The organism is Dechloromonas sp. ARDL1 (assembly GCF_051122455.1).
Lineage (GTDB): Bacteria > Pseudomonadota > Gammaproteobacteria > Burkholderiales > Rhodocyclaceae > Azonexus.
In genome coordinates, this window is record NZ_CP168939.1 from 1,689,115 (window position 1) to 1,711,256 (window position 22,142).

General features: G+C 57.6%; 27 protein-coding genes and 2 tRNA genes. 2 read left to right on the forward strand and 27 right to left on the reverse strand.

Translation table 11 applies throughout. The features are described from left to right. Nucleotides 1–17: 17 nt before the first annotated feature. The 3 genes from AB6Q56_RS08325 to AB6Q56_RS08335 form a co-directional block, all read right to left on the reverse strand. Nucleotides 18–884: an HprK-related kinase A gene (locus tag AB6Q56_RS08325; protein WP_434517143.1), complete on the reverse strand. Its 867-nt coding sequence runs from the start codon at nucleotides 882–884 to the stop codon at nucleotides 18–20. 65 nt (nucleotides 885–949) lie between these two features. Further along, on the reverse strand, nucleotides 950–1,240 hold the full coding sequence (locus tag AB6Q56_RS08330; RefSeq protein ID WP_434516594.1) for an HPr-rel-A system PqqD family peptide chaperone: 291 nt from the start codon (nucleotides 1,238–1,240) through the stop codon (nucleotides 950–952). Between the two features lie 3 nt (nucleotides 1,241–1,243). Continuing rightward, nucleotides 1,244–1,918, reverse strand: coding sequence for a hypothetical protein (locus tag AB6Q56_RS08335; RefSeq protein WP_434516595.1), 675 nt, complete (start codon nucleotides 1,916–1,918; stop codon nucleotides 1,244–1,246). Nucleotides 1,919–2,400: 482 nt separating this feature from the next. Here AB6Q56_RS08335 and AB6Q56_RS08340 point away from each other — a divergent pair, with 482 nt between their 5' ends. Further along, complete coding sequence (locus tag AB6Q56_RS08340) at nucleotides 2,401–3,495, forward strand: site-specific integrase (RefSeq protein WP_434516596.1); 1,095 nt, start codon at nucleotides 2,401–2,403, stop codon at nucleotides 3,493–3,495. Nucleotides 3,496–3,594: 99 nt separating this feature from the next. Here AB6Q56_RS08340 and AB6Q56_RS08345 read toward each other — a convergent pair whose 3' ends face one another. The 19 genes from AB6Q56_RS08345 to AB6Q56_RS08435 form a co-directional block, all read right to left on the reverse strand. After that, nucleotides 3,595–4,737 carry a type IV secretion system protein gene (locus tag AB6Q56_RS08345; protein ID WP_434516597.1) on the reverse strand — a complete coding sequence of 381 codons (1,143 nt, stop codon included), beginning with the start codon at nucleotides 4,735–4,737 and terminating at the stop codon, nucleotides 3,595–3,597. After that, on the reverse strand, nucleotides 4,731–5,015 hold the full coding sequence (locus tag AB6Q56_RS08350; RefSeq protein WP_434516598.1) for a hypothetical protein: 285 nt from the start codon (nucleotides 5,013–5,015) through the stop codon (nucleotides 4,731–4,733). The genes AB6Q56_RS08345 and AB6Q56_RS08350 overlap by 7 nt, the downstream gene beginning before the upstream one ends. A 2-nt stretch (nucleotides 5,016–5,017) precedes the next feature. Further along, nucleotides 5,018–5,314, reverse strand: coding sequence for a hypothetical protein (locus AB6Q56_RS08355; RefSeq protein WP_434516599.1), 297 nt, complete (start codon nucleotides 5,312–5,314; stop codon nucleotides 5,018–5,020). Between the two features lie 84 nt (nucleotides 5,315–5,398). Continuing rightward, on the reverse strand, nucleotides 5,399–5,665 hold the full coding sequence (locus AB6Q56_RS08360; RefSeq protein ID WP_434516600.1) for a hypothetical protein: 267 nt from the start codon (nucleotides 5,663–5,665) through the stop codon (nucleotides 5,399–5,401). After that, nucleotides 5,662–5,886, reverse strand: coding sequence for a hypothetical protein (locus AB6Q56_RS08365; RefSeq protein ID WP_434516601.1), 225 nt, complete (start codon nucleotides 5,884–5,886; stop codon nucleotides 5,662–5,664). Before AB6Q56_RS08365 ends, AB6Q56_RS08360 begins: the two co-directional genes overlap by 4 nt. Beyond that, a complete protein-coding gene (locus AB6Q56_RS08370) occupies nucleotides 5,886–6,125 on the reverse strand; it encodes a hypothetical protein (RefSeq protein WP_434516602.1) in 240 nt (79 codons plus the stop codon). Before AB6Q56_RS08370 ends, AB6Q56_RS08365 begins: the two co-directional genes overlap by 1 nt. 14 nt (nucleotides 6,126–6,139) lie before the next feature. Beyond that, nucleotides 6,140–6,307 (reverse strand): hypothetical protein, encoded by a 168-nt coding sequence (locus AB6Q56_RS08375; RefSeq protein ID WP_434516603.1) that lies wholly within the window; start codon nucleotides 6,305–6,307, stop codon nucleotides 6,140–6,142. Nucleotides 6,308–6,925: 618 nt separating this feature from the next. Then, nucleotides 6,926–7,156, reverse strand: coding sequence for a hypothetical protein (locus AB6Q56_RS08380; protein WP_434516604.1), 231 nt, complete (start codon nucleotides 7,154–7,156; stop codon nucleotides 6,926–6,928). A gap of 110 nt (nucleotides 7,157–7,266) precedes the next feature. Then, nucleotides 7,267–7,662 carry a hypothetical protein gene (locus AB6Q56_RS08385; RefSeq protein WP_434516605.1) on the reverse strand — a complete coding sequence of 132 codons (396 nt, stop codon included), beginning with the start codon at nucleotides 7,660–7,662 and terminating at the stop codon, nucleotides 7,267–7,269. 1,232 nt (nucleotides 7,663–8,894) lie between these two features. Next, entirely contained in the window at nucleotides 8,895–9,143 is a 249-nt protein-coding gene (locus AB6Q56_RS08390) for a hypothetical protein (protein ID WP_434516606.1), read from the reverse strand. Nucleotides 9,144–9,156: 13 nt separating this feature from the next. Beyond that, entirely contained in the window at nucleotides 9,157–9,891 is a 735-nt protein-coding gene (locus tag AB6Q56_RS08395) for a hypothetical protein (RefSeq protein ID WP_434516607.1), read from the reverse strand. Further along, a complete protein-coding gene (locus tag AB6Q56_RS08400; RefSeq protein WP_434516608.1) occupies nucleotides 9,888–11,369 on the reverse strand; it encodes a type IV secretory system conjugative DNA transfer family protein in 1,482 nt (493 codons plus the stop codon). Before AB6Q56_RS08400 ends, AB6Q56_RS08395 begins: the two co-directional genes overlap by 4 nt. Then, nucleotides 11,366–11,674 (reverse strand): hypothetical protein, encoded by a 309-nt coding sequence (locus AB6Q56_RS08405; RefSeq protein ID WP_434516609.1) that lies wholly within the window; start codon nucleotides 11,672–11,674, stop codon nucleotides 11,366–11,368. Before AB6Q56_RS08405 ends, AB6Q56_RS08400 begins: the two co-directional genes overlap by 4 nt. After that, nucleotides 11,671–11,997: a hypothetical protein gene (locus AB6Q56_RS08410; RefSeq protein WP_434516610.1), complete on the reverse strand. Its 327-nt coding sequence runs from the start codon at nucleotides 11,995–11,997 to the stop codon at nucleotides 11,671–11,673. Before AB6Q56_RS08410 ends, AB6Q56_RS08405 begins: the two co-directional genes overlap by 4 nt. Nucleotides 11,998–12,285: 288 nt before the next feature. Continuing rightward, nucleotides 12,286–12,636, reverse strand: a complete 351-nt coding sequence (locus AB6Q56_RS08415) for a hypothetical protein (protein ID WP_434516611.1) — start codon at nucleotides 12,634–12,636, stop codon at nucleotides 12,286–12,288. A gap of 393 nt (nucleotides 12,637–13,029) precedes the next feature. Continuing rightward, nucleotides 13,030–13,464: a hypothetical protein gene (locus tag AB6Q56_RS08420; protein WP_434516612.1), complete on the reverse strand. Its 435-nt coding sequence runs from the start codon at nucleotides 13,462–13,464 to the stop codon at nucleotides 13,030–13,032. 89 nt (nucleotides 13,465–13,553) lie between these two features. Continuing rightward, nucleotides 13,554–13,976: a hypothetical protein gene (locus tag AB6Q56_RS08425; RefSeq protein WP_434516613.1), complete on the reverse strand. Its 423-nt coding sequence runs from the start codon at nucleotides 13,974–13,976 to the stop codon at nucleotides 13,554–13,556. A gap of 656 nt (nucleotides 13,977–14,632) precedes the next feature. Further along, nucleotides 14,633–14,709, reverse strand: a tRNA-Arg gene (locus AB6Q56_RS08430). Nucleotides 14,710–14,732: 23 nt separating this feature from the next. Beyond that, nucleotides 14,733–14,809, reverse strand: a tRNA-Pro gene (locus AB6Q56_RS08435). A 144-nt stretch (nucleotides 14,810–14,953) separates the two neighbouring features. Here AB6Q56_RS08435 and dksA point away from each other — a divergent pair. Continuing rightward, the gene (gene dksA, locus AB6Q56_RS08440) at nucleotides 14,954–15,379 is read left to right on the forward strand and encodes an RNA polymerase-binding protein DksA (protein WP_150429228.1); all 426 of its coding nucleotides are present in this window, start codon (nucleotides 14,954–14,956) and stop codon (nucleotides 15,377–15,379) included. 103 nt (nucleotides 15,380–15,482) lie between these two features. Here the strand turns inward: dksA and pnp are convergent, their stop codons facing one another. The 5 genes from pnp to infB all read right to left on the reverse strand — a co-directional run bounded on the left by pnp (nucleotide 15,483) and on the right by infB (nucleotide 22,139). Next, nucleotides 15,483–17,645: a polyribonucleotide nucleotidyltransferase gene (gene pnp / locus AB6Q56_RS08445; RefSeq protein WP_434516614.1), complete on the reverse strand. Its 2,163-nt coding sequence runs from the start codon at nucleotides 17,643–17,645 to the stop codon at nucleotides 15,483–15,485. Nucleotides 17,646–17,780: 135 nt separating this feature from the next. Then, complete coding sequence (gene rpsO / locus AB6Q56_RS08450; protein WP_434516615.1) at nucleotides 17,781–18,050, reverse strand: 30S ribosomal protein S15; 270 nt, start codon at nucleotides 18,048–18,050, stop codon at nucleotides 17,781–17,783. Nucleotides 18,051–18,149: 99 nt separating this feature from the next. Then, nucleotides 18,150–19,055 (reverse strand): tRNA pseudouridine(55) synthase TruB, encoded by a 906-nt coding sequence (truB, locus tag AB6Q56_RS08455; RefSeq protein WP_434516616.1) that lies wholly within the window; start codon nucleotides 19,053–19,055, stop codon nucleotides 18,150–18,152. Nucleotides 19,056–19,062: 7 nt separating this feature from the next. After that, complete coding sequence (rbfA, locus tag AB6Q56_RS08460; RefSeq protein WP_434516617.1) at nucleotides 19,063–19,440, reverse strand: 30S ribosome-binding factor RbfA; 378 nt, start codon at nucleotides 19,438–19,440, stop codon at nucleotides 19,063–19,065. Beyond that, nucleotides 19,440–22,139 carry a translation initiation factor IF-2 gene (gene infB, locus AB6Q56_RS08465; RefSeq protein ID WP_434516618.1) on the reverse strand — a complete coding sequence of 900 codons (2,700 nt, stop codon included), beginning with the start codon at nucleotides 22,137–22,139 and terminating at the stop codon, nucleotides 19,440–19,442. The genes rbfA and infB overlap by 1 nt, the downstream gene beginning before the upstream one ends. Nucleotides 22,140–22,142 lie beyond the last annotated feature (3 nt).

The window sequence follows — 22,142 nt, forward strand, 5'->3', positions numbered from 1 at the left end:
GCGGCCTACGCAAGACCTCAAGGAGTAACACCGGTAACCTCGTGAATATGCGCCTCGATATTTTCAAAGAGTGAAATCGCCTCATCCAGATTGGAGTAGGTAAACTTCACGCAACTACATTGAAGGAGCAAGGACCCAGCCGCTTTGAATCCATCAAGGCCGAGCAGGTCATAATTGAATGACTGCTCGGCAATCAGTGCCAAGGTTCGCGCCGAACCTTGGTGTTCAAATCTCGCTTCCGTATCTTGCTCATACTTCGGCAATACGAGCCATCGCGGCTTGGCAGGAACGGCTGCAGCAACAACGGCAGACTCTGGTGGCTTAAGCAAAGCAACCATGCCTTTCGATTCTGTCATGACAGGGGTCGTCATGATGGCATCCGGAAATGCACTTAAAATCACGTCTATTGAACGATTTTTCAGACTAACAGGGCGCGGATGACCATAAATATGACCTGTATTACGATCGTACAAAGTCAACTCATCTGACAACAAACGCCAGCCATTCATCATCAGCGCGGCGCAAAGCGTACTCTTTCCGGACCCCGGAGGCGCAGGCATGATTAACGCATAACCATTCCGTTCCAGAACCGCAGCATGAATAACCAGATAGTGGTGCGAATGCGCGGCAACGCACCAATTCAAGCCCCACTCCAGCGTTGGAAACGACTGCTGTGCTGGCAAAATGGAAAATGATGGAATTCCATCAAAATAAAAACGAATTTCCGGGTCAAACAGGCGCTTCAGATTAGGGACATAGCGGATTTCAACATGAAAATCCGCAAAAGCATTCATGTCCGCAAGCTCGTAATCTGAGTAAAGCGTCAGGAAATCCCGAGTCAAAGATGGAACATCGGAGCGAAAGCGCACCACAAACGGTGGCATTCTCACGATAAGTTCATTCTTCTGGAGTCGCCGCGTCAACTCACCGGACGAAAGCGATGCAACCCTCAAGCGCCCAACCTCGTTGCATCCAGCAAACCCAGCATCTCAAACTCTTCCAGAGTATGTATCACAAACGCTTCAAGCTCTTGTTGTGGTGTCTCTGGAAAAAGTAATTGCATTCTTTCAACGAGAACAGATGGAGGTTTTACACCTTCTTGCAAGCACTCGAGAAGGTCAGCTGAATCTTCATCAAGTACATGAGTAGCTCCAGTCCTTAAATCAAAGACTGCGACCTCATCATCCGCATAAAAACGCCAGAAACAATATCTCTGATCACATAAATCAGTAATCAACAAAGATCAACGCGCCATCCAGTTGTTGAAAAGATAGTTGCTAATATCTGTTGAACTCCACGTCTTTCCGGCAACAATATAGCTCCCAGTAGCCATCTCGTTCAATTGCTGCATCGTTACGCAATTATCAAGATCATTCGCCAGCCAACCACTATTTGGGCCCGTCAAGGTAAACAAATTGAGTTGTGCGACAAGAACCCGCTTTTTCCATGTCGGTACAGAAGACGAGGTCAAGTATTTTACCGCCGACATCGTCCCCATACCTGAAGGCGGAGAAATGCCCACCGCCGTCAAATGCTCAAGCTTCACATTTTGGTAGAGAATACTCAACGAAGCGCGTTGCAAAAAGACGCTCCATGGCTTCGATGACTCCCACCATTCGGTAACCCCATTACCATTCGAAGTCCGAACCAGATTCCCCTGCCATTCACGCAGGCCCCACGTCTCATCCGCCCATATACGCGTACTGGCATTTTTTTTCGCAAGACTGGTATACGGATTAAGCGCCTCCGAGGCTGTCACCGAAGGCGATTTACAATGCCAAGCCAAAACCGGCCGGCTCGCCATTGTAATAACCACTGCGGAAGCTCCTCGCTTCAGAAGCCGCCTTCGGGAATTTGACTTTCCTGCCGCAAAATCCCTTGACTCTTTAGTAGCTGATTTATTGTGGTCGTTCATCATTATCACCAAATCCTGTAGTCATCTTTCTGATGAAGGGTAACAGCATCATGCACAGAAAGATGTGAAAAAACTCTCAATGACCATACCAAAGCAATAATCAAACCAGATCAAAAAACAAACACATAGCACTGATTTTTATATAAAAACCAACCAAAACAAACACACAGGACAACACGATGTAAAGAAAACCGACACATCATGAGCAGCAAGCTCCACACCAGCCGACACAATCTTCAGGGCCAATTAGCAACAACTTGCACTTTTGGATTTGATACCAGAGTTAGACAAGCAGTGGAGCAGGGACGATAAGCAACTTGGTTATCGATCACAGCGCATCGAATGGCGTGCCCGGAGGGACTCGAACCCCCGACCTGCTGCTTAGAAGGCGGAAAATCTAAAATCCTCAAAACAACCATTTGACAATGGTTGTCCGTTGTTTCACCATCCTGTTACCCATTTACGGGGACAAAACGGGGACAGTGATGGCAAGTTTCGAGCAGCGAGAATCCGGGTGGTGGCAAGCGAAAGTACGTCGTAAAGGACATGCGACGCAGAGCAGGACTTTCGAAAAGAAGGTAGATGCCGAGGCTTGGGCCAGGGATATTGAAAACAAGATGGATCGCGGCATCTTCGAGGATCGCCGAGAAGCTGAGACAACCACCCTCCGGACTGCTCTCGAGCGCTATGAGCGAGAAATCACCAGCAAGAAAAAGGCACAGCGTCAGGAAAAGAACTTTATCAAGCACTGGCTGGAGCGGTCAGACTTTGCGGAAAAATCTCTTGCCGGCCTGAAGTCTTCAGACTTCGCAGCATTTCGTGACACCCGTCTGAAGATTGTTAGCACCCAAACGGTGCGACATGAACTGAAGCTGATTGCACACCTGTTCAATGTTGCGGCGAAAGAATGGGGAATTCCTGTCACCAATCCACTCTTATCAATCAAGATGCCAGCCCAAGGCAAAAGCCGGGAGCGGCGGGTGTCAGCGGACGAAGTACGTTATCTGCTCAATGCCGCCGAAAATTCTGGTGCAATCGATAAGGATGGCAAGAGCCGGGCCAATCCGTGGATCGCTCCGATCATCCGTTTCGCCCTCGCCACCGCGATGCGCCAGGGAGAAATTCTCATGCTGACCTGGAAGCACATTGATAAGGTAAAACGTACGGCCGTGCTGGAAGACACCAAGAATGGCGAGCGTCGAATCGTGCCCCTCTCCCCTTCTGCATTGGCCGTGCTGGAAGCCCTTCCTCGCACGCTACGCGGGCCGGTCTTCGCCACGACACAAGAAGCCCTTGCCCAATCCTGGAAACGCGCAGTAAAGCGCGCGCAGCGCCTTTACGTGGTTGACTGCGGCGAGGCTGGCACGGAAGTTGATCCAGATTTTCTTGCAGATCTACATTTCCACGATCTGCGCCATGAAGCTATCAGCCGGCTTTTTGAACTCGGCCTCGATGCAATGACGGTCAGCGAGATCAGCGGACACAAAACACTGCAGATGCTCAAGCGTTATACCCATTTAAGTAAAGCCGACGTGGCGCTTCGCCTGGAACAACTGGAGCAACAGCGACAGGCTTTGTGAGATATCCGCCCAAAAATTAATCACCCCCGAGTGGAGCTAACCAGATCGGGGGCTTTAATGGCCAACAGGGCCAGTTATCCACAGATTTTGTGGATTACTCTACTTGAGCAAGTTCACGCGGGGCGTTGACCGAGTTGGCGTACTTGGCGAGCCCCCGGAAGGCCCTTGCGGTCGCGGTGTCGCCGGTGGAGGGCGCCCAGCCCCCCCACCTCCGCCAGGCGGAGGCGAACTTGGAGATGGAGGCCGTGGGGAATCACGCCGTGGACTAGGCGGCGTCGGCTTCGGTAGATGCAAAGCCAAGGCCGGTGTTCCGGAGATGATATCTGCTGCAACCCTCGGAACTTGCAGCATGGCAAAAGTCATGATGACTGCCAGCGTGAGCGCAGTGAAATAGGCGAAGGTATTAAAGATCGGAGATGTTGCCGCCTCCTGCGCATAGGCCCCAATCGCATCCAGAAAATAGAACGTAAACCCCAGTAACATCGCAGCCACTAGCTTATTCATACCGCATACAATAAGAAATCTCAACCAACCCTGCGCGAGAAAAGCAGTACTTGGCCACAACATCCACGGCAGCATGATTGGAGCCAGTATCAGCGCCACATTTATGAGGAGCATGGCGTTAATCACGATGTATACGTAGAGCCCCAGGCAGATCAACACTACCATCGAGATACCCATCTTCGCTATCGACTCCATGATGAGGCCGATCACCAAATCCGCGACACCGTTTTGCATGTCAAACTGGTACCAAGGCTGTTTGTCCTTAGTTTCCGTCTTGGAATCCCACAGATCTTGAACTGCACGAAAGCCGGTACCTAGTATCTGCTTGATAGCAGCGGCTGGATTAGAAAGGTCTGGTGCAGTTGAATTAACGGTCGTTGCCAGCTTACCAGCTGCCACATCGAACGTCTTGACCAGTGCCTGTTGTGTATTCGCCATCATCAGGAAGCTACAGATCCCGGCCACCATAATGACTTCCACGAGTTTGGCGATAACGGCATTCAAAGCACCGCCCTCGAGCACAACCAGGATGCCGCTCCACGAGATGAGAATCAGCAACAAGTAGCCATACAAGCGCGTTCCGTCATCGAGTAACGGACTCTTACTAGCAACACCGGAAGAAATATCGAATAGGGAGTTCAATACCCTATCAAGGGCCTGCAAACCCGAGGTGTCGGCAGCGATCGCGCTGCCAGCCACGCCGAGCAGTATCCCTAAAACCAAATAGCGCTTCAGCATGTTCCCTCCCCGGGCAGCTCTTTCAGATCGTCGGCCGACATCGCCGGATGTTCTTCAGCCGACAGATGCTCCAATCGCCACCGACGTTGAACCATTGGCCAGACAGCGGCGATGTACTCAACATTGCCAAACAACAAAACACCGGTGAGCCATGCCATGCCGTAGAGTTCCAGGGGGCTCATCGCCACATAGCCGCGCAAATAGGCTTCATCCCAGAAGATGCCAGCCAAAATGACGTACGCAGGCACCGGCCAAAACCTCATCATCATCGGGCTCATGGCTATTCCCCCGCCAGCTCACCGTACTCCGGTAGATCGTCAGTTGGCTCCGGTTTCGCTTTTCCAGATGCCTGCTTAGAGCCACCGCCCTCCATTCGAGCAACAATTTTGCGTAACCAAGCGATCTGTTTCTCGGACAGGAAAATTCGCTCAGCAAATTTCCCGAAGCGGTCGGCCGTCTCCTGGAGAAACGCCTTTTCGGTGTCACTTTTAATGAGGCTCTTCGGACACTTGATAGCCTTCTTGATGGCCTTCAGGTCGTCGGCCGACAGCGCCGGATGTTCGTTTTGTTGTTGCATGGTGAAACTCCTTTCGACTTTCGATAGGCAGTAGCCGACTTGGCCACGCAACTTATAACTGGCTGGTAAACGAACCAGGTCACCTTATCGGTGAGGAGTTTCGTTTTTGACCTCGTGCTGGTTGCCAGCTGGAGCATCGACCTTCTTAACAACTGCCGTTTTTGCCGTATGAGGCTGAACAGGCGGAGTCGGCGTCTTCGTCCACACGCCCACCCCACTTGCAAAGGCACCAACGGCGATCAACTTCCATGCACGCCTGATGAGAGATGCCACCCAGTTGCCCATATGCCAGCCCAACGTGCCGCCAAACGAGAAGCCGAAGCCTTGTTTCATCGAGTCCCAGAGGCTCATGAGATTTCCTTTCCAGAAGTAAGAAGTTGCTCGAGGCGACGGCGCGCATTGCGCTGTCGTTCAGGACAAACCGAGAGAACACCGGCCAAAATTTCCGAAGTCAGGCGCAATGCCTCTGCGAAGGCGTACTCGCCGGCATACGGCACACCTGCCACCTTGAGTGGTTGAGAATTCGAAGCCGCCGCAAAGGCGGCATCGAAAATGCGATCACCGCTGACCATCAGGCTTTTCCCTTGACCATCTTCAGAACGAAAACAGGTTCCCAGACCTCCTCGCCTTTACACCAGGCATTCCATGCCGGCGTATCCATCAGGGGGCTAGTGCACGGGCGCTGCGTTTTCCGCCAGCGTGTCGCCATACCTGCAGGAGCGCGCATCTTGCTGGTATCACAGCATGCGAACAGATCGTGAGCTCCGCGTTGGTGCTCGGACGCCTTCGGGTTTCCAATAAACAGGGCCATGTTCAACCTCCTAATCAATGAAAAAGCTTCAAGAACTGCTCAACTGATATGCCGCCAGCGCGAACTGCTTTGCGCGGCCGTCCTCCTTTTTTGGTAGCCTGCTGCTTTGCATAGCTGATCTGGATAGCTGCATCCCCCCGTGGCTTTTGTTTGTTGGTTGCCGGTTGTTGCGATGTGGGCATAGTGTTTTCTCCTTTCCTGTGATCCGTCTTGCTTGCAGAGCCCCATGCCGTTGGGGAACACAGGGGTTTAAGCGGCTGACAAGGGAAAATCCGACCGGAAGTTTTGTAACAGTTGGCCGCTCGCGGCCGGCTGTTATGAAAACCGGCGGATTTAGGCGCCTTCAGGCGCCGGCCCTTGCCTGACGCGGCCCCTGTGTTACACATCGGCGTTCATGGGGCCTGCATGCACGGGAAGACGGAACACAGGAAAGGAAGACGCCCACTGCAACGCGTCTCCGGCAACCAAAGAGGCCAGCCTGCTGGCCGTCACGATGCCGGCCGCTAGCGGCCGGAAGGGGCTTGCCCCTATGAGCGCCAGGAGGGCGCAAGCGCGAGGATCAGAAGGGCTTGTCTCCCAGCTTGCTGGGAGATAGACGAGCTTGACTCGGCTACCCTGGCAGAGCCGTTCGGCGCCAGCCGACGCGCCAATCTTCCCCGACATATCAGGAAAGAATCGGGACATCGCCAGAATCTGAACCTAGAGATGCAATGCAATCGGGAAACCTTCCCCGATATATTGGGAAAGGTTCGGGGCACAGCTCTACAAAATCCGTCTTGCGGACAAGCCAGGTGAGAAAGTCAGCGGACACTCCATCCCCCCCACCCATCACGCCAAGCACCAAGAAGTACCGGCTCATCCTTGAACAGGCGCGGACTATCCGAGAAACCCCGGCCTTCTTGATAGTCGTAGTCACCCAGCGCTCTAGCTTCGGCCAAGGCTTCCCAGACCTCATCCGCAAATTCCTCACCGAAAATTGACGCCGCGAGCTTTCCTCTCGCAAATTTCAATCGGATTTCCAATCCACGCATAACACCTCCCATCACAAATGGAGCGAAACACTTATCCACGGCCAGGGCTGCCGGCGGGCTCCCTCAATAGAGCAAGCCGCTGCCCAGGCGGTGGACAAGTCGAGCATTTTTCACCAGCCCTTCGGCATAGCCGGGTAAGAGAGCCACACTTGCAACGTATGGCCAGCATCGGGTGAGATCGACCACACATAGAGTCCGGCGCCAGGGTTGAACTTGATTGGCTGTTGCTCAATCTCCCCAACTAACTGCCAGCCACCTCGAACGGCGATTACCGCCCGAGAAGGGACGTTGCAACTCATCATTGCCTGCGCAACCAATTCCTCTCGACTGGCGTCTGGGTTCGCGCCATCCGGGCCAACCCAGCGATCTGCCATCAGCGCATGATGGTGACGAAACGAGCACCAACGGTCATCCTCGACCGTAAGAACGTGAGCTAAAACTTGGCTCTTGAATGCGTCGACCTGGTCGCCGGTAAATGGATAGTGCTGCATAACTACTCCTTTCATTTATGACTCGCTCTATAACTGGCTGGTAAACGAACCGGCATTGCCACAACGACGAAGAAACAGAGGTTTTTCCGGCTGCCCACTGCCCGCCAAGCGCCGCGGAGCGGCGCCAAAGGGAGCCGGCCAGCGGCCGGGGGCAAGGCGTCCAGCCGCAGCCCCCTTGGGCGTAGCCCAGGGCATAGGGGGAGCCACCAGCCGCAGGCGCAGTGGGGGCACGGCCCCCGCTCAGCGAAGCGTCGGAGTGGCGAAGGGGGAGCCGGCCAGCGGCCGAGGCAAGGCGTCCAGCCGCAGCCCCCTTGGGTGCAGCCCAGGGCATAGGGGGGAGCCACCAGCCGCAGGCGCAGTGGGGGCACGGCCCCCGCTCAGCGAAGCGTCGGAGCGGCGAAGGGGGAGCCGGCCGCTCGCGGCCGGGGGCAAGGCGTCCAGCCGCAGCCACCTTGTGGCGCATCCGGCCCCAGCCGGATTGCCACAAGGCGGGGGGAGCCAACCGACGCTGAGCGCCCAAGCGCTCAGAGGGCCGCCCACGGCCCGGCAGTCGGTTGGGGGGGCTTGCCCCCGCCCGGCGAAGACGCGGAGCGGCGCGCGCCCCCCGGGTTTCAGGGGCGAGCAGTGAAGCAATCGCTATGCGATTGCTGAGCGTCGCGAAGCCGTCCTGCGGCAGCAGGACCAAGACCGAGAACCAGGGCGGCAGCGAAGGCTGCCGAGGTTGGACCGATAGCCGCAAAGCGGCTGGCGGGACGACCGCCCCTAGGTTCCGGGCGCAGCCGGAAACCCGGGGGGCGCGCGCTGCGAGGCGCGCCGGGCCGGGGGAGCCGTCCGCTTGCGGACGGGGGCACAGCCCCCCGCCAAAGGCGGGCGTAACGGAGGTGGATAGGACTGGCGTCCAGCCAGGCCAGAACGGATTGAGCCAAAGGCCGGCGTCCAGCCGCCCGCGTAGCGGGTCAATCCGGGCGGTATCCGACCGGAGGCGCAGCAGCAGAAGCGCCTAAGCGCTTATGATGCGAAGGGGGGAGCCGGCCGGAACGGACGGGGGCATCCGCCCCGCCCTGGCGCCGCAAGTTGGCCGGCCAGGCCAAGCGCGCAGAACAGTGCTGACAGGCCTGGTCGGAGGATGCCGGCCAGCGCTGCTGGCTGGCCTGCGCACGATCGGTGCGCAGCCTCGGTGCCGCCTCTCGGTGCTCTGCTCAAAGGAGCAGGAAACCGAGGGCATGCACCGAGAGGCCGGCAGGAGGTCACGGCAATGCACTGGGCTGCGGAGCGGGTGAGTTCTCAACCTGCCCGCTTACAGTGTTGCCGAGCTCCTGGCGCGCCTGCCGCACTGCCGATGTCAGCGCTTTGTGTACAACATCGCTGACATCAAAGGCCAGCCCGACGGCGCCGGCTTGTGCCTTGATCGCGTCGACTTCTGACAGCAAATCGGCGGGCAAACGGAAGCTCATCGTACGGGTTTTCGTGTGGTCTTTGGGTTTGAGGATTGCCATTGCGTTTTCCTTTTCAGAGGTTTGGAAGTGCGTCGTAAGCGTGAAAATCAATGTTTACATGGTGCCGCGCCGGGTCAATGACGGCGGTCTGCCCACCGGCAACAACGCTCGGGATGCTTTTGATCAGGTACGCGAGACGGATTGCTTCGTCGGCAGTCGGCGTCAGCCAGACTATGCGCGCGACGTCGCCGCGTCGGATTGCTTGCAGGCGATCAGACAAGATAGCGGCATAGCGCTTTTTGGTTTTAATCGTTCTCTCGCACTCAAGCGCCCACCTCGCGCCGCTCGGGTGTGTTGCAATCACGTCCGGACGCCCCTGCCCCGCCGTCCATTTCTCAAGCCGGTCACCCAGTTGCCAATCGCGCCATCCGGCGCGCTCGGCTTGGATCTGCAACAGTTGGATATCGAGGGTGTGCTGCAACACCGAATAGGCAACACGACCTGGCTCAAACACCTTGTCGCTGATCGCTTCGCCAGCTTGAATATCTGCAGCGAGCATTTGTCCGCGCTGGGTGATACCGTAGAGCGTCAGTTGGCGGCCGGACGGCATCACAACCTGTTCGGATCTGATGAGGTCTTCGCGCTGCATGGACAGCATGAGCCGCTGGATGACTTGCCGCGCAGAGGTGGCAAGCAGCGCCATCAATACCTCAGGCGCGGTATAAACATTCGTTCGCATGAAGCGGAGCACCGCCATACGCTTCGCAGCAGCGCGCTCCGCGCGCTCTGCCGGGGCAAGTAGCGTCATATCAGCTCCTCGGTAGTTTGAACAGATTCCGGCAACGCCGACGCAGCAACAGGCGGCGGAGCCTTGCGCAACGGTTTCATCCAGCGGGTGGAGAGAATGAAGGCCGGCGGCAGGCCGAAAACAACGCCGACGGCGGCCTGGTCAGCTTCCGGCTTGGGTAGAGAAGTCAACATCTCGACGGGAATGTGAGCCCGGCCGGACTCACGGTAACCGCCGCCCTCCACGCCGTCGGTTACGGCTTTGTCTGTCGATTCCGCCCACACGCGTTGCTGCCCGCTGCCGTCGGACAATTCCTTTGCTGTCCGGGTGTCGAGCACCCGGTACACGATTTTGATAGCGGTGTTGCCGTGGATCGCGCCTACGACTGCGCGCGGATTCAAGCCGCCGCAATCCTCGAGGTCCTGCAAGGATTGATGAGCGACAAGCAAATGGCAATTTCTATCGCGGACCGTGCCAGCAGCGCGGAGCGCGCTGTTACTGAGCAAGTACTTGAGCTCATCGAGCATGAGCATCACAGGCCTGCGGTCAGCCTCCTCAACACTCCGCTTCTTCACCAGCTGCAGCACACGCTGCAGCAACAGCTTCTGCGCAGTGATGACACGCATGTTGTCGCAACTGCCAATGACGTAAATGACTGCGCCATCCGCAATTACCTGGGCCAGATCCAACCCCTCTCGCGTTGCAAAGGCAGGGAGTTCGGCCAGTTGACGAAGCTCACGCCAGAAGTTTTTGCGCTCGGTGATATCTTCACGCGCGGCGCAGGCACCTGCCAACTCGGGCAGGCTTGCAGCCCCAAGCCGAGAAGCTGCCAGCGAGGCGTCACGATCCTCGCCGCGGTGGAAGTCGACCGCTGCATCGCCGCTTGGATCCAGTTGCAGCGCTGCATTGAGCATTTCCTCCACCTCGCTTTGAGAAGCCCCTACCAGGGGATTGAGTTGGGGCGGAGCATCAGGGCGCAGATCAATGACATACATCCGCCTAGTGAAGCTGGCCAGCACATGCGGGAGGTTCCTGTCGTCTTTCGGATCAAACACAACCACGGCATCCCCCCGGGCATTCATTTGGCCAAGCAATAGGCCAGCAAGGGAGGATTTGCCGGTTCCGCTGACGCCCAGGAGTTGAATATGGTTCTTCCGTATCGTGCTCGCCGGCACACGGACTGCGACCGGCCTGCTGCCGCGGTCATGGCGCAGACCGAGGAATACTTGGTCTGCCGGCGTTTTCTTGATCAGTGGCGTTGGGTCATATCCTGCCTGGTAGCGCTGGAGATTTTTTGCCAATTCCTGGATGTCAATCACGGCGCCGCCGGTAGCGCGCCCGGTAACTTTCGCAAACACTAAACGGCATGTGACCACTACAAACCCAGCCAGCAGCCAGGCCTTCAAAAAGGGATTTAAGCTGACCAAGTGCAGACCTGCCCAAACCCCACCGACCGCGACGACGCCATAACCCAGAGAAAGCAATTTTGCATGGTTCATTTAGGTACCTTCTTTGAGGATCCACGGCGCCGCGCGCCATGCTCGAGCAAAAGACCAAGGCCAACCGCAGCCACCGTGGCCAGCAGCCAGGAAAACAGCCAAGCTTTGGCCATTGCCGCCGGGAGCCATTGCCCGGCCAAGGCCAGCGTTTCACCCAGTTCGTTGTCACCACGGCTCAGAAGCCAGTTGGCGAGATGAGATATCTGCTGTTCAGCGAGGAGCCCAGCTGCCAGCAGCCAGGCCAATGGCAGCCACACGGTGATGGTGGCCAGCCAGATTTTGAAGATATCGAAGTTTTTCATCATTCGCTCCAAGGACCGCGATCGCCGCAACCGCAAGGGCAGCAATGTGGTTCGATGCCGTGCGAGCAGTAACCCATCTCTGCCGTCTCTTCCTTCTCGCGCTCAAGTTCGGCCGGCGTCAGATAGCCCATTGGCCTTGCCAATTCGAGCACTACCAGTCGGCTTGGGTGACGATCCGGCCAGGCGCAATCGATCAGGCTTGAAAAACGCTGCTGAAAAACATCATACGAATTGCCGTCGCCGTGCGTTGCCTGCTGTGCCATCGCGTTGAGCGACTCTTGGATATTTAGTCTGGTCATTTCTCGCTCCAAGGGAGCGTTGAGCATCGAACAGGCTCATTGGTGCTTGTGATAAACAGCAGGATGGGCTGACCAGGGCGTGGCACTGGCCCAGTTGGAAGCAGATCGACGGTGCAGAGATGCCCATCGTCGAGACGATAGGTCAGGCGCAGCGCTTGATCCTGGGCGAAGCTCGCCTCCACCGTGATAGCAACAACAGCCTCGCTAGCTGGTGGAGTTGAACAGCCCCTCGATCGGGGCAGCGTTGAAGGAAATTTGGTGCTCATGGATGCCTCTTTTGATTGGGGTGACATCCATAACTGGCTAGAAAACGAACTACTTGCGACGGCCACGGTGCAGTGGCCACAGCAGTGCAAGCGCCATGCGCAACAGCCATGCCCCCTTTGACTTAAAGCGCCAATGCCTAGTCATCCATAACCCAATGCCCAGATAGCCAACTAATGTCAAAAATAGCGGAGGGTAAGGCAGCGACATAGCCAGCGCCGCGGCATAACTAATGTCGATGCCAAAACCAGCAAGTAGGGCTCGCCACCCACCCCACTCCGCAAGAATGGCAGCGCTTTCATTTTCCTGTTGGTGCCAGGCTTTAAAAAAAGTAACCGAGGCCAGCCAGCCAATGATGATTGCGACAACAAACAAAATGGGATACTGAGAAAAATCGTCCATCAAGAGACTCCGTGGTTGTGTGGATAACCAGCTTCTCAAACTTCGCGTGCGTTTCAAGAGGGCAAATCCCCCCTCCGGGGTTAGCTTCGAGCCGTCCGGCTTGCTGTTAATCAAAGGGGAAGTTCACTTTCGGGTAGCCTGCAAAGCTCATCCAGGAGCGACTGCAGGCCGGCGCCCAGGATGAGCATCTCGGCCGCTACGGCTGGGGAACTTGCCACCCCCCAACGACACAAAAAATCGACGGCTGATTCAGACCTCTTGCGTTGGGGCGGTTCATTGTCCAAGCGCCCCGACTGCCTCAACATCCGGCATGCGATGCGGAAACGCCTCCGTTCTGCAGAAGAAGGCGGGGCGGATGCCCCGCAACTCAACTCGGCGGAGACGGGAACGAGGTTAGGTTGTCGCATTTTTGACCTGGCTCCGTTTCCGCACGTTGGCTAGGAATAGCTCGCCGGCGACCCTGCAGGCCTTCTCTTCTTTTTTTATATTCTTCTTGTATACGGTGTCCGGATGGTCGTCCGGAGCCCCGTCCGGATTTCCGTCCGGGATCTCGGAAACCCGACGTCCTGAATTCCGGACGCCGGGCCGAACTGCACTGGCGACCAACGAAAATTCGGCAGTTCGAATCAGATTGGCACGCCCGAGCTCTGTACGGTCATGCCGCGCTACCCAACCCAACTCGACCAAGCGCTTCAGCGCTTTGTCGACCGCATCTCTGCCGACGAACCCCTCCAGATCAGCCAAGAGCCGCGATCTGCTGGCCACCGGCTCGCCGCTGCGCTCCCGCACCCGATCAAGAAAGTCAATGGCTCCCAAAACCAGAGCCACCGCCAAGCCCTCCTGTCTTGCCACCCATCGGTGGCCCGTGACAAAAAGCTCGCCTGGGGGATGCTGGATCCTGCTCTCTCTCCCCACGATCAGCCCTCCCCGCCGGCAAACAGATCACCTTGCCCCGCCCGCTCCATCATCTTCTTGACCCGTTTTTGGGCTGCGCGCAGCCCAATACCCTGGTCAACCGATAGACCCGCCACTAATGCTGAACGGCGCTGTTTCGGCGTCGGCATATCCGTAATGTCCCCCTCCACTAGGGCGTTAAACCGGGCGATAACGTGCAGATCAGCAGATAGCCATTGGCCGTTCGGCAACCGCCGAACGCCGAGTACTGCAGGGACAGCCTTGCGCGGATCCTCTCCAGCGCAAACTGCCGCCACAATTTCGGATTGGACGCTTTCGAGTTCGTAACCTGACGCCCATGCGAGGTCGATCGCAAAGCCAAGATTGCGCCGTATCGCGGCCAGGCACTCTGATGGGTATCCCTTAAACCTGTGATTTTTGGTCATGGCTCAGCTCTCCCTCGCCATCTTGCGCGGACGACCACGACCGCGCGTGACGACTGGGGCAACTGCAGCTGGGGATACAGGCCCTGCGGGCTTCCCCGCCAAGAGCATTTCCAAGTCCTCCAGACGGCAAACACGCTTACCGCCAAGGGTGACCACCGGCAAGGGAAATTTACCTTCTTGAAGGCGGTTTGCAGTCGTTTTTGGCGACCAGCCAAAAACAGCTTTGCCGGCCTCAGCCGGCGACACGGCCACGCGACCGGGAAAAACGGAAGAAAAAGACATCATCAGCTCCGAAGGAGCTGAGCCACGCCCATTTGCGTGGTGGCCGGCGCTATCGCCGGAACCCTACCTCAGACTGCCGGCGCCAACCGGCGAGGGATTTGCCTATGCTCGTCTTGCACTTGCGCGCTTAAAACCTGACCAGCTAGGGCTAATTTAGCATCCCGTAGCATCCCATGCAACCTCCTTTGTACCCGCACAAGGTGGATGAATCCCAATCCATCCCCACGGCCGGGACGAAACGGAGACAGATAAGCAAGGAACAAACGGGAACAACGGGGACAAAACGGGGACACTCACTGTCCCGGATGTTGCATTTTTAGCCGCAATGGTTAGTAAGCACTACCGCCAAAAGCCTTTATTCTATCTATGTTTTGTGGTGTGCCCGGAGGGACTCGAACCCCCGACCTGCTGCTTAGAAGGCAGCTGCTCTATCCAGTTGAGCTACGGGCACTTGAGGGTGATACAAAGAGGAATTGGTCGGGGCGGTGGGATTCGAACTCACGACCCTCTGCTCCCAAAGCAGATGCGCTACCAGACTGCGCTACGCCCCGACACGAGAGAGCGCATTCTACCACCACCCGGAAACACACGCCAGATCAAGGAACTATCTTTGTACAACAAACATATCTTGCCTCACAGCAGGCTTCATGATATTTAATCGTTTTTTCGTCATCAGGCGCACAAGGCACAAGAATATGGCAGAAGACCTGCTCCACAAGCACTTCACTCCTTACCAGCCCAAGGCGGGCGAGGATTACATGAGCAACAAGCAACTGGCTCATTTCCGCAAGATTCTCGAAACCCTCAAGAAGGAACTGAGCGAAGATATCGACCGCACGGTACACACCATGCAGGACGAAGCCACGGTCTTTGCCGATCCCAATGATCGTGCCAGCCAAGAAACCGACATGGCCATTGAATTGCGCAACCGAGACCGCGAGCGCAAGCTAATCAAGAAGATCGACGAGACCTTGGGCCGCATCGAAAGCGGTGACTACGGTTTCTGTGACAAGTGCGGCGTCGAGATCGGCATCAAGCGCCTAGAAGCTCGTCCGACCGCGACCCTGTGTATCGACTGCAAGACACTGGACGAACTCAAGGAAAAGCAGATGGCCAAATAAGGCAATTTGCCCCCCCCAAGATGGCAGTTCGAATCATCGAGCCGCCAAAAACAAAAGGCACCTTGCGGTGCCTTTTGTGCGCTTTCGGAGCAACGCCCCGTCGTTACTGCTGCTGTTGTTGCTGTTGCTGAGCAGCGACCTCGGTGGCTGCAGCCTGCGGAGCGACAGGCGCACCCTCTTCCGCTGCGGCAGCTTTCATCGACAGCTTGACGCGGCCACGGTCATCGGTTTCGAGAACCTTGACGCGGACAACCTGGCCTTCCTTAACGTAGTCTTCGACCTTGTTGACGCGCTCCTGGGCGATCTGGGAGATGTGCAGCAGACCATCCTTGCCCGGCAGCACCTGAACGATGGCACCGAAGTCGAGGATCTTCAGCACGGTGCCTTCGTAAATCTTGCCGATCTCGACTTCCGCCGTGATGGCGTCGATGCGCGAACGGGCAGCCGCCGCCGCTTCGCCGCTGGTTGCGGCGATGGTGATCGTACCGTCGTCCTGGATATCGATCGTGGTACCGGTTTCTTCGGTCAGCGCACGGATCACGGCGCCGCCCTTGCCGATCACGTCGCGAATCTTCTCCGGATTGATCTTGAAGGTATAGAGGCGCGGGGCGTAAGCGGACATTTCCTGACGCGGACCAGCAGCCGACTCCTGCATCAGGCCGAGGATGTGCAGACGGGCGTCCTTGGCCTGGGCCAGTGCGACCTGCATGATTTCCTTGGTGATACCCTGGATCTTGATGTCCATCTGCAGTGCAGTAACACCACCGGTAGTACCGGCAACCTTGAAGTCCATGTCGCCGAGGTGATCTTCGTCACCCAGGATGTCGGTCAGCACGGCGAAGCGATTGCCTTCCTTGATCAGACCCATGGCGATACCTGCCACGTGGGCCTTGAGCGGCACACCGGCGTCGAGCAGCGCCAGGCAGCCGCCGCAAACGGAGGCCATCGACGAGGAGCCATTGGATTCGGTGATCTCGGACACGACACGCATCGAGTAGGAGAAATCTTCCGGCTTCGGCAGCACGGCGAGCAGCGCACGCTTGGCCAGACGGCCGTGACCAATTTCGCGGCGCTTCGGGGTACCGACACGGCCACATTCGCCCGTAGCGTACGGCGGCATGTTGTAGTGCAGCATGAAGCGATCACGGTATTCGCCGGCCAGCGCATCGATAATCTGTTCGTCGCGGTTGGTGCCCAGCGTGGCGACGGCCAAGGCCTGGGTTTCGCCGCGGGTAAACAGTGCAGAACCGTGGGTGCGCGGCAGAACACCGGAACGCATCACAATCGGGCGCACGGTACGGGTATCACGGCCGTCGATACGCGGAGCGCCCGACAGGATGCGACCACGGACAATACCGGCTTCGAGTTCGAAGAACAGGTTGCCGACGGTGTTTTCGTCAGGCGCACCCTCCTCACCGGTACACAGGGCAGCCACGGCTTCGGCACGGATTTCCTTGACGGCTTGGCTGCGCGTCTGCTTGACGGTGATGTTATAGGCCTCTTCCAGTTTGGCGCCGCAAACTTCCTTCAGGCGAGCGAGCAGGGCTTCATCCTTGGCCGGAGCTTGCCAATCCCATTCCGGCTTGCCGGCTTCCTCAACCAGTTCGTTGATGGCGTTGATCGCCTTCTGCATTTCGGTATGGCCGAAAACGACGGCGCCCAGCATGACTTCTTCAGACAATTGGTCGGCTTCAGATTCGACCATCAGCACGGCAGCTTCGGTACCGGCCACGACGAGGTCGAGCTGGCTGTCCTTGAGCTGACTCAAGGTCGGACACAGCACGTATTGACCGTTGATGTAGCCGACGCGAGCCGCACCAATCGGGCCATTGAAGGGCACGCCAGAGATGGCCAGGGCCGCAGAGGCACCGATCAGAGCCGGAATATCCGAATCGACTTCCGGATTCAGCGACATCACGGTGGCAACAACCTGAACTTCATTGTAGAAACCGTCCGGGAAGAGTGGGCGGATCGGACGGTCGATCAGGCGGGAGGTCAGCGTTTCCTTCTCGGAAGGACGGCCTTCACGCTTGAAGAAGCCACCGGGAATACGGCCGGCAGCATAAACTTTTTCCTGATAGTCGACGGTCAGCGGGAAGAAATCCTGGCCCGGCTTGGCACTTTTGGCAGCCACAACGGAAACCAGAACCACGGTTTCTTCCATGGAAACGAGGACAGCGCCGCCAGCTTGGCGGGCAATTTCGCCAGTCTCGATGGTGACCTGATGGTCGCCATAGGCGAAAGTCTTTTTCACGACATTAAACATAACTTCCTTTCACTCTCATCACATTAGACAACAATAACAATAACTTACGACACAACAAAAGAACAACGGTGGAACAAAAAGCAAAAAAGCGGCCGGGAAATCTCCGGGCCGCCCTTTCTTTGCTTCGGTCGTGCCTTACTTACGCAGACCGAGCTTGGTAATCAGGGTGCGGTAACGCTCAACGTCCTTGCCCTTCAGGTAGTCCAGCAGTTTGCGGCGCTGGGAAACCAGACGCAGCAGGCCACGGCGGGAGTGGTGATCCTTGGTGTGTTCCTTGAAGTGCGGCTGCAGATCGTTGATACGAGCGGTCAGCAGGGCAACCTGAACTTCCGGGGAGCCAGTATCACCCTTGGACTGGGCGAAGTCGGCGACGATGGACGCCTTGTTTGCAGTGGTCATTGCCATTTCAAACTCTCTTTCATTGTTGCGACGCAGCCCCAGTTTGATAGAGCAAGCGCCAGTTGGAAAATCCGTCCGAGACGGAAAGCACACGATTATAGCAGGCTAGCCAGCCAATTGCACCAGCCTTTTAGGCCATAACAATCCGCCGAGCCCCGGCTCGCCGACGCCAATCAAGCGTTGTTCGGTATACACGCGAACTTTGCCGGCCAGCCCTGCCGGCAAGGGAACCGGATTGCCGTGGCTGAAACGCTGGGCTTCGGCCTCTGCCAGATCGACCCTGTACAAGGATTGCAGCAAAGCATCGACCGGCGACAGGTGAAGCACCCGATCAGGCTCGTCTATCGCATCAAGCGCCGTCAAGGTCAGGGCGCCATTGAGATCCAGGTCGCCCACCCTCGTGCGCCGCAAGGCAATCAGATGCGCCCCGCAACCCAGCGCCTGGCCGATATCGGCGGCCAGAACGCGGATATAGGTGCCTTTACTGCAGGAAACTCGCAGGGTGACGCTATCCCCCTCGAATGCAAGGCACTCGATGGCATGAATGCTTACCGCGCGCGGCTCCCGCTCAACTTCGATTCCCTTGCGCGCCAGTTCATAAAGCGGCCGACCGTCGCGCTTGAGCGCCGAATGCATGGGCGGAACCTGCTGAATGTCACCGGAAAACCTTGGCAAGACCTCTAGCACCCGCGCCCGCGTGACCTCGACCGGCGCCGTCGCGACAACCCGCCCTTCGGCATCACCGGAGTCGGTGGTGACGCCAAGCTTGAGCACCGCCTCGTAAGTCTTGTCGGCATCGAGCAGATCGGCGGAAAACTTGGTCGCCTCGCCAAAACACAGTGGCAGCAAACCCGTTGCCATCGGGTCAAGGGTGCCGGTATGTCCTCCCTTGGCTGCCGAAAAAAGACGACGCGCCTTTTGCAGCGCATCGTTCGACGTCATCCCCTGCGGTTTGTCGAGCAAAAGCACGCCATCAACCTGTTTCCAGGTTTTCTTGACCTTGGGCTGCATGGGAAACTTATTCTTCAGGTGTCTGATCGGACAAGGCGTTGGCCTGATCGATCAGTTGCGACAAACTGGAACCGCGCTCCAACGAATTGTCGTAAACAAAATGCAGTTCCGGCAGCGTATGAATATGGATACGACGCCCCAATTCACGGCGCAGGAAACCCGAGGCCCGCTTCAGGCCACGTTCGATTTCGTCGAGATGGTCAGCATTGAGCGTGGTAAAAAATACCTTGGCATGCGCATAGTCCGGCGTCAGCTCGACATCGGTCAGGCTGATCATGCCGACACGCGGGTCCTTCAGTTCGGTGCGGATCAGATCGGCCAGGTCGCGGCGCACTTGCTCCGCGACCCGATCACTACGTTGAAATCCTCGTGCTTGCTTCTTCATTACAGCGAGCGCGCCACTTCCTGGATTTCATAGACTTCCAGCTGATCGCCTTCCTGAATGTCGTTGTTGCCGCGCAGCGACAGACCGCATTCGAAGTTGGAGCGAACCTCCTTGACGTCGTCCTTGAAGCGCTTGAGCGAGTCGAGTTCACCATCCCAATGGACGACGTTGTTGCGCAACAGACGGACGCGGGAATTGCGCTTGACGATACCCTCCAGCACGTAACAGCCGGCAATGGCACCGACCTTGGAAACGTGGAAGACCTGGCGGATTTCGACCATGCCGGTGATCTGTTCGCGCTTCTCGGGCGACAGCATGCCGGACAGCGCAGCCTTGACTTCGTCGACCGCGTCGTAGATCACGTTGTAGTAACGGATATCGACGCCGAAGTTCTCGGCCAGCTTGCGGGACCCCGCATCGGCGCGGATATTGAAGCCGATGATGACGGCACCGGAAGCCTGCGCCAGGTTGACGTCGGATTCGCTGATCGCGCCGACACCACCGTGGATGACATTGACGCGCACTTCCTCGTTGGACAGCTTGGACAGGGTCTGAACCAATGCCTCCTGAGAACCCTGAACGTCGGCCTTGACGATAAGCGGCAAGGTCTTGATCTCGCCCTCTTCCATTTGCTGGAACATATTCTCCAGCTTGGCGGCTTGCTGCTTGGCCAGCTTGACGTCGCGGAACTTGCCCTGGCGGAAGAGCGCGATTTCACGCGCCTTCTTTTCGTCGGTCAGCACGATAGCCTCTTCGCCCGCTGCCGGGACGTCGGACAAGCCAAGGATTTCAACCGGAATGGACGGGCCTGCTTCGTTGATCGGCTTGCCGTTCTCGTCGAGCATGGCACGCACACGGCCGAAGACCTGACCAGCCAGCACGATGTCGCCACGCTTCAAGGTACCGGACTGAACCAGCATGGTCGCTACGGCACCACGGCCCTTGTCGAGGCGTGCTTCGATGATCAACCCCTTGGCCGGCGCATCCTTCTGCGCCGTCAGTTCGAGCACCTCGGCCTGCAGCAGCACCTGTTCGAGCAGTTCATCGATGCCGGTACCCTTCTTGGCCGACACCGGGCAGAACGGCGAATCGCCGCCATATTCTTCCGGAATGACGCCTTCGGCAACCAATTCCTGCTTGACACGATCCGGGTTGGAGTCCGGCTTGTCGATCTTGTTAACCGCAACGACCAGGGGCACGCCCGCTGCCTTGGCATGATGGATGGCCTCCTTGGTCTGCGGCATCACACCGTCGTCGGCCGCAACGACCAGAATGACGATGTCGGTCGCCTTGGCACCGCGGGCACGCATGGCCGTAAAGGCCTCGTGACCCGGGGTGTCGAGGAAGGTGATCATGCCGCGCTCGGTTTCGACGTGGTAGGCACCGATGTGCTGCGTAATGCCACCAGCTTCGCCTGCGGCCACCTTGGCACGACGGATGTAGTCGAGTAGCGAGGTCTTGCCGTGGTCGACGTGGCCCATAACGGTAACCACCGGCGCGCGCGGCTCGAGCGGAATGTCCTTGTGTTCGGCGTTTTCCTCGAGGAAGGCATCCGGATCGTCCAGTTTGGCGGCAACCGCCTTGTGGCCCATTTCCTCAACCACGATCATGGCCGTTTCCTGGTCCAGAACCTGATTGATGGTGACCATCGAACCCATCTTCATCATCGCCTTGATGACTTCGGTCGCCTTCACGGCCATCTTGTGGGCCAGATCGGACACGGAGATGGTTTCGGGAATATGAACTTCACGGGTAATCGGTTCGGTCGGAGCCTGGAAGCTGCCCTGACCATCATCGGACTTGTGCGATTTCTTGTGGCCGTGACGATTATCCTTCCAACCGCCGGCACCATCGGAACCACGCGTCTTGATACCGCCTTTCTTCTTGCCATCGTCGGCTGCACGGCCACCCTTGTCGCCTTTCTTGGCACCGGTTTCCGGCTTCTTGTGCAAGGTACCCTTTTCGCCTTCGCCGGCCTTGGCCTGGGCAGCAGCCTGCTGCTTGGCCAGCTCGGCCGCCTTGGCCGCAGCGGCAGCCACTTCGGCCTGTTGCCGCATCTGCGCCAACTGAACCTCGCGTGCCTGCTTTTCACGCAGTTCGCGCTCCTGGATTTCACGCAGACGACTGGAGCGAGCGGCTGCCTCCTGGCGCGCCTTCAATTCCTTCTCGCCGATAATCGCCGCGCGATCCAACACTGGCGCGGCCGGCTGCTCGACCACTGGCTCTGGCACTTCTTCAACCACCGGCACCGGCTCGGGAATGATTTCCGGCTCGGGCACGATCTCAACGATGGGCTCGGGCACCACTTCGACAACGGGCTCAGGAGCAACCTCAACCTCCGGCGCCTCTGGCTCGACAGGCAGATGCTGCACCTCATGCTCTGCACCGGGAACGTGCTCGCCAATATCCCGCTTAACCAAAACACGCTTCTTGCGGACTTCGACCTGAACAGTACGGGCACGACCATGCGAATCGGTCGCCTTGATCTCCGAGGTTTGCTTGCGGGTCAGGGTAATCTTGGTTTGCGACTCGTCACCGTGCGAACGACGCAGGTAATCCAGAAGCTTCGCCTTATCCTGATCGGTCAGCGTATCGTTGGAACCGCTCTTGCTGACGCCAGCCTTGCTCAATTGCTCGAGCAGGACCGCGACCGGCATTTTGAGTTCAACGGCAAATTGTGAAACGATTGTTGCGGACATACT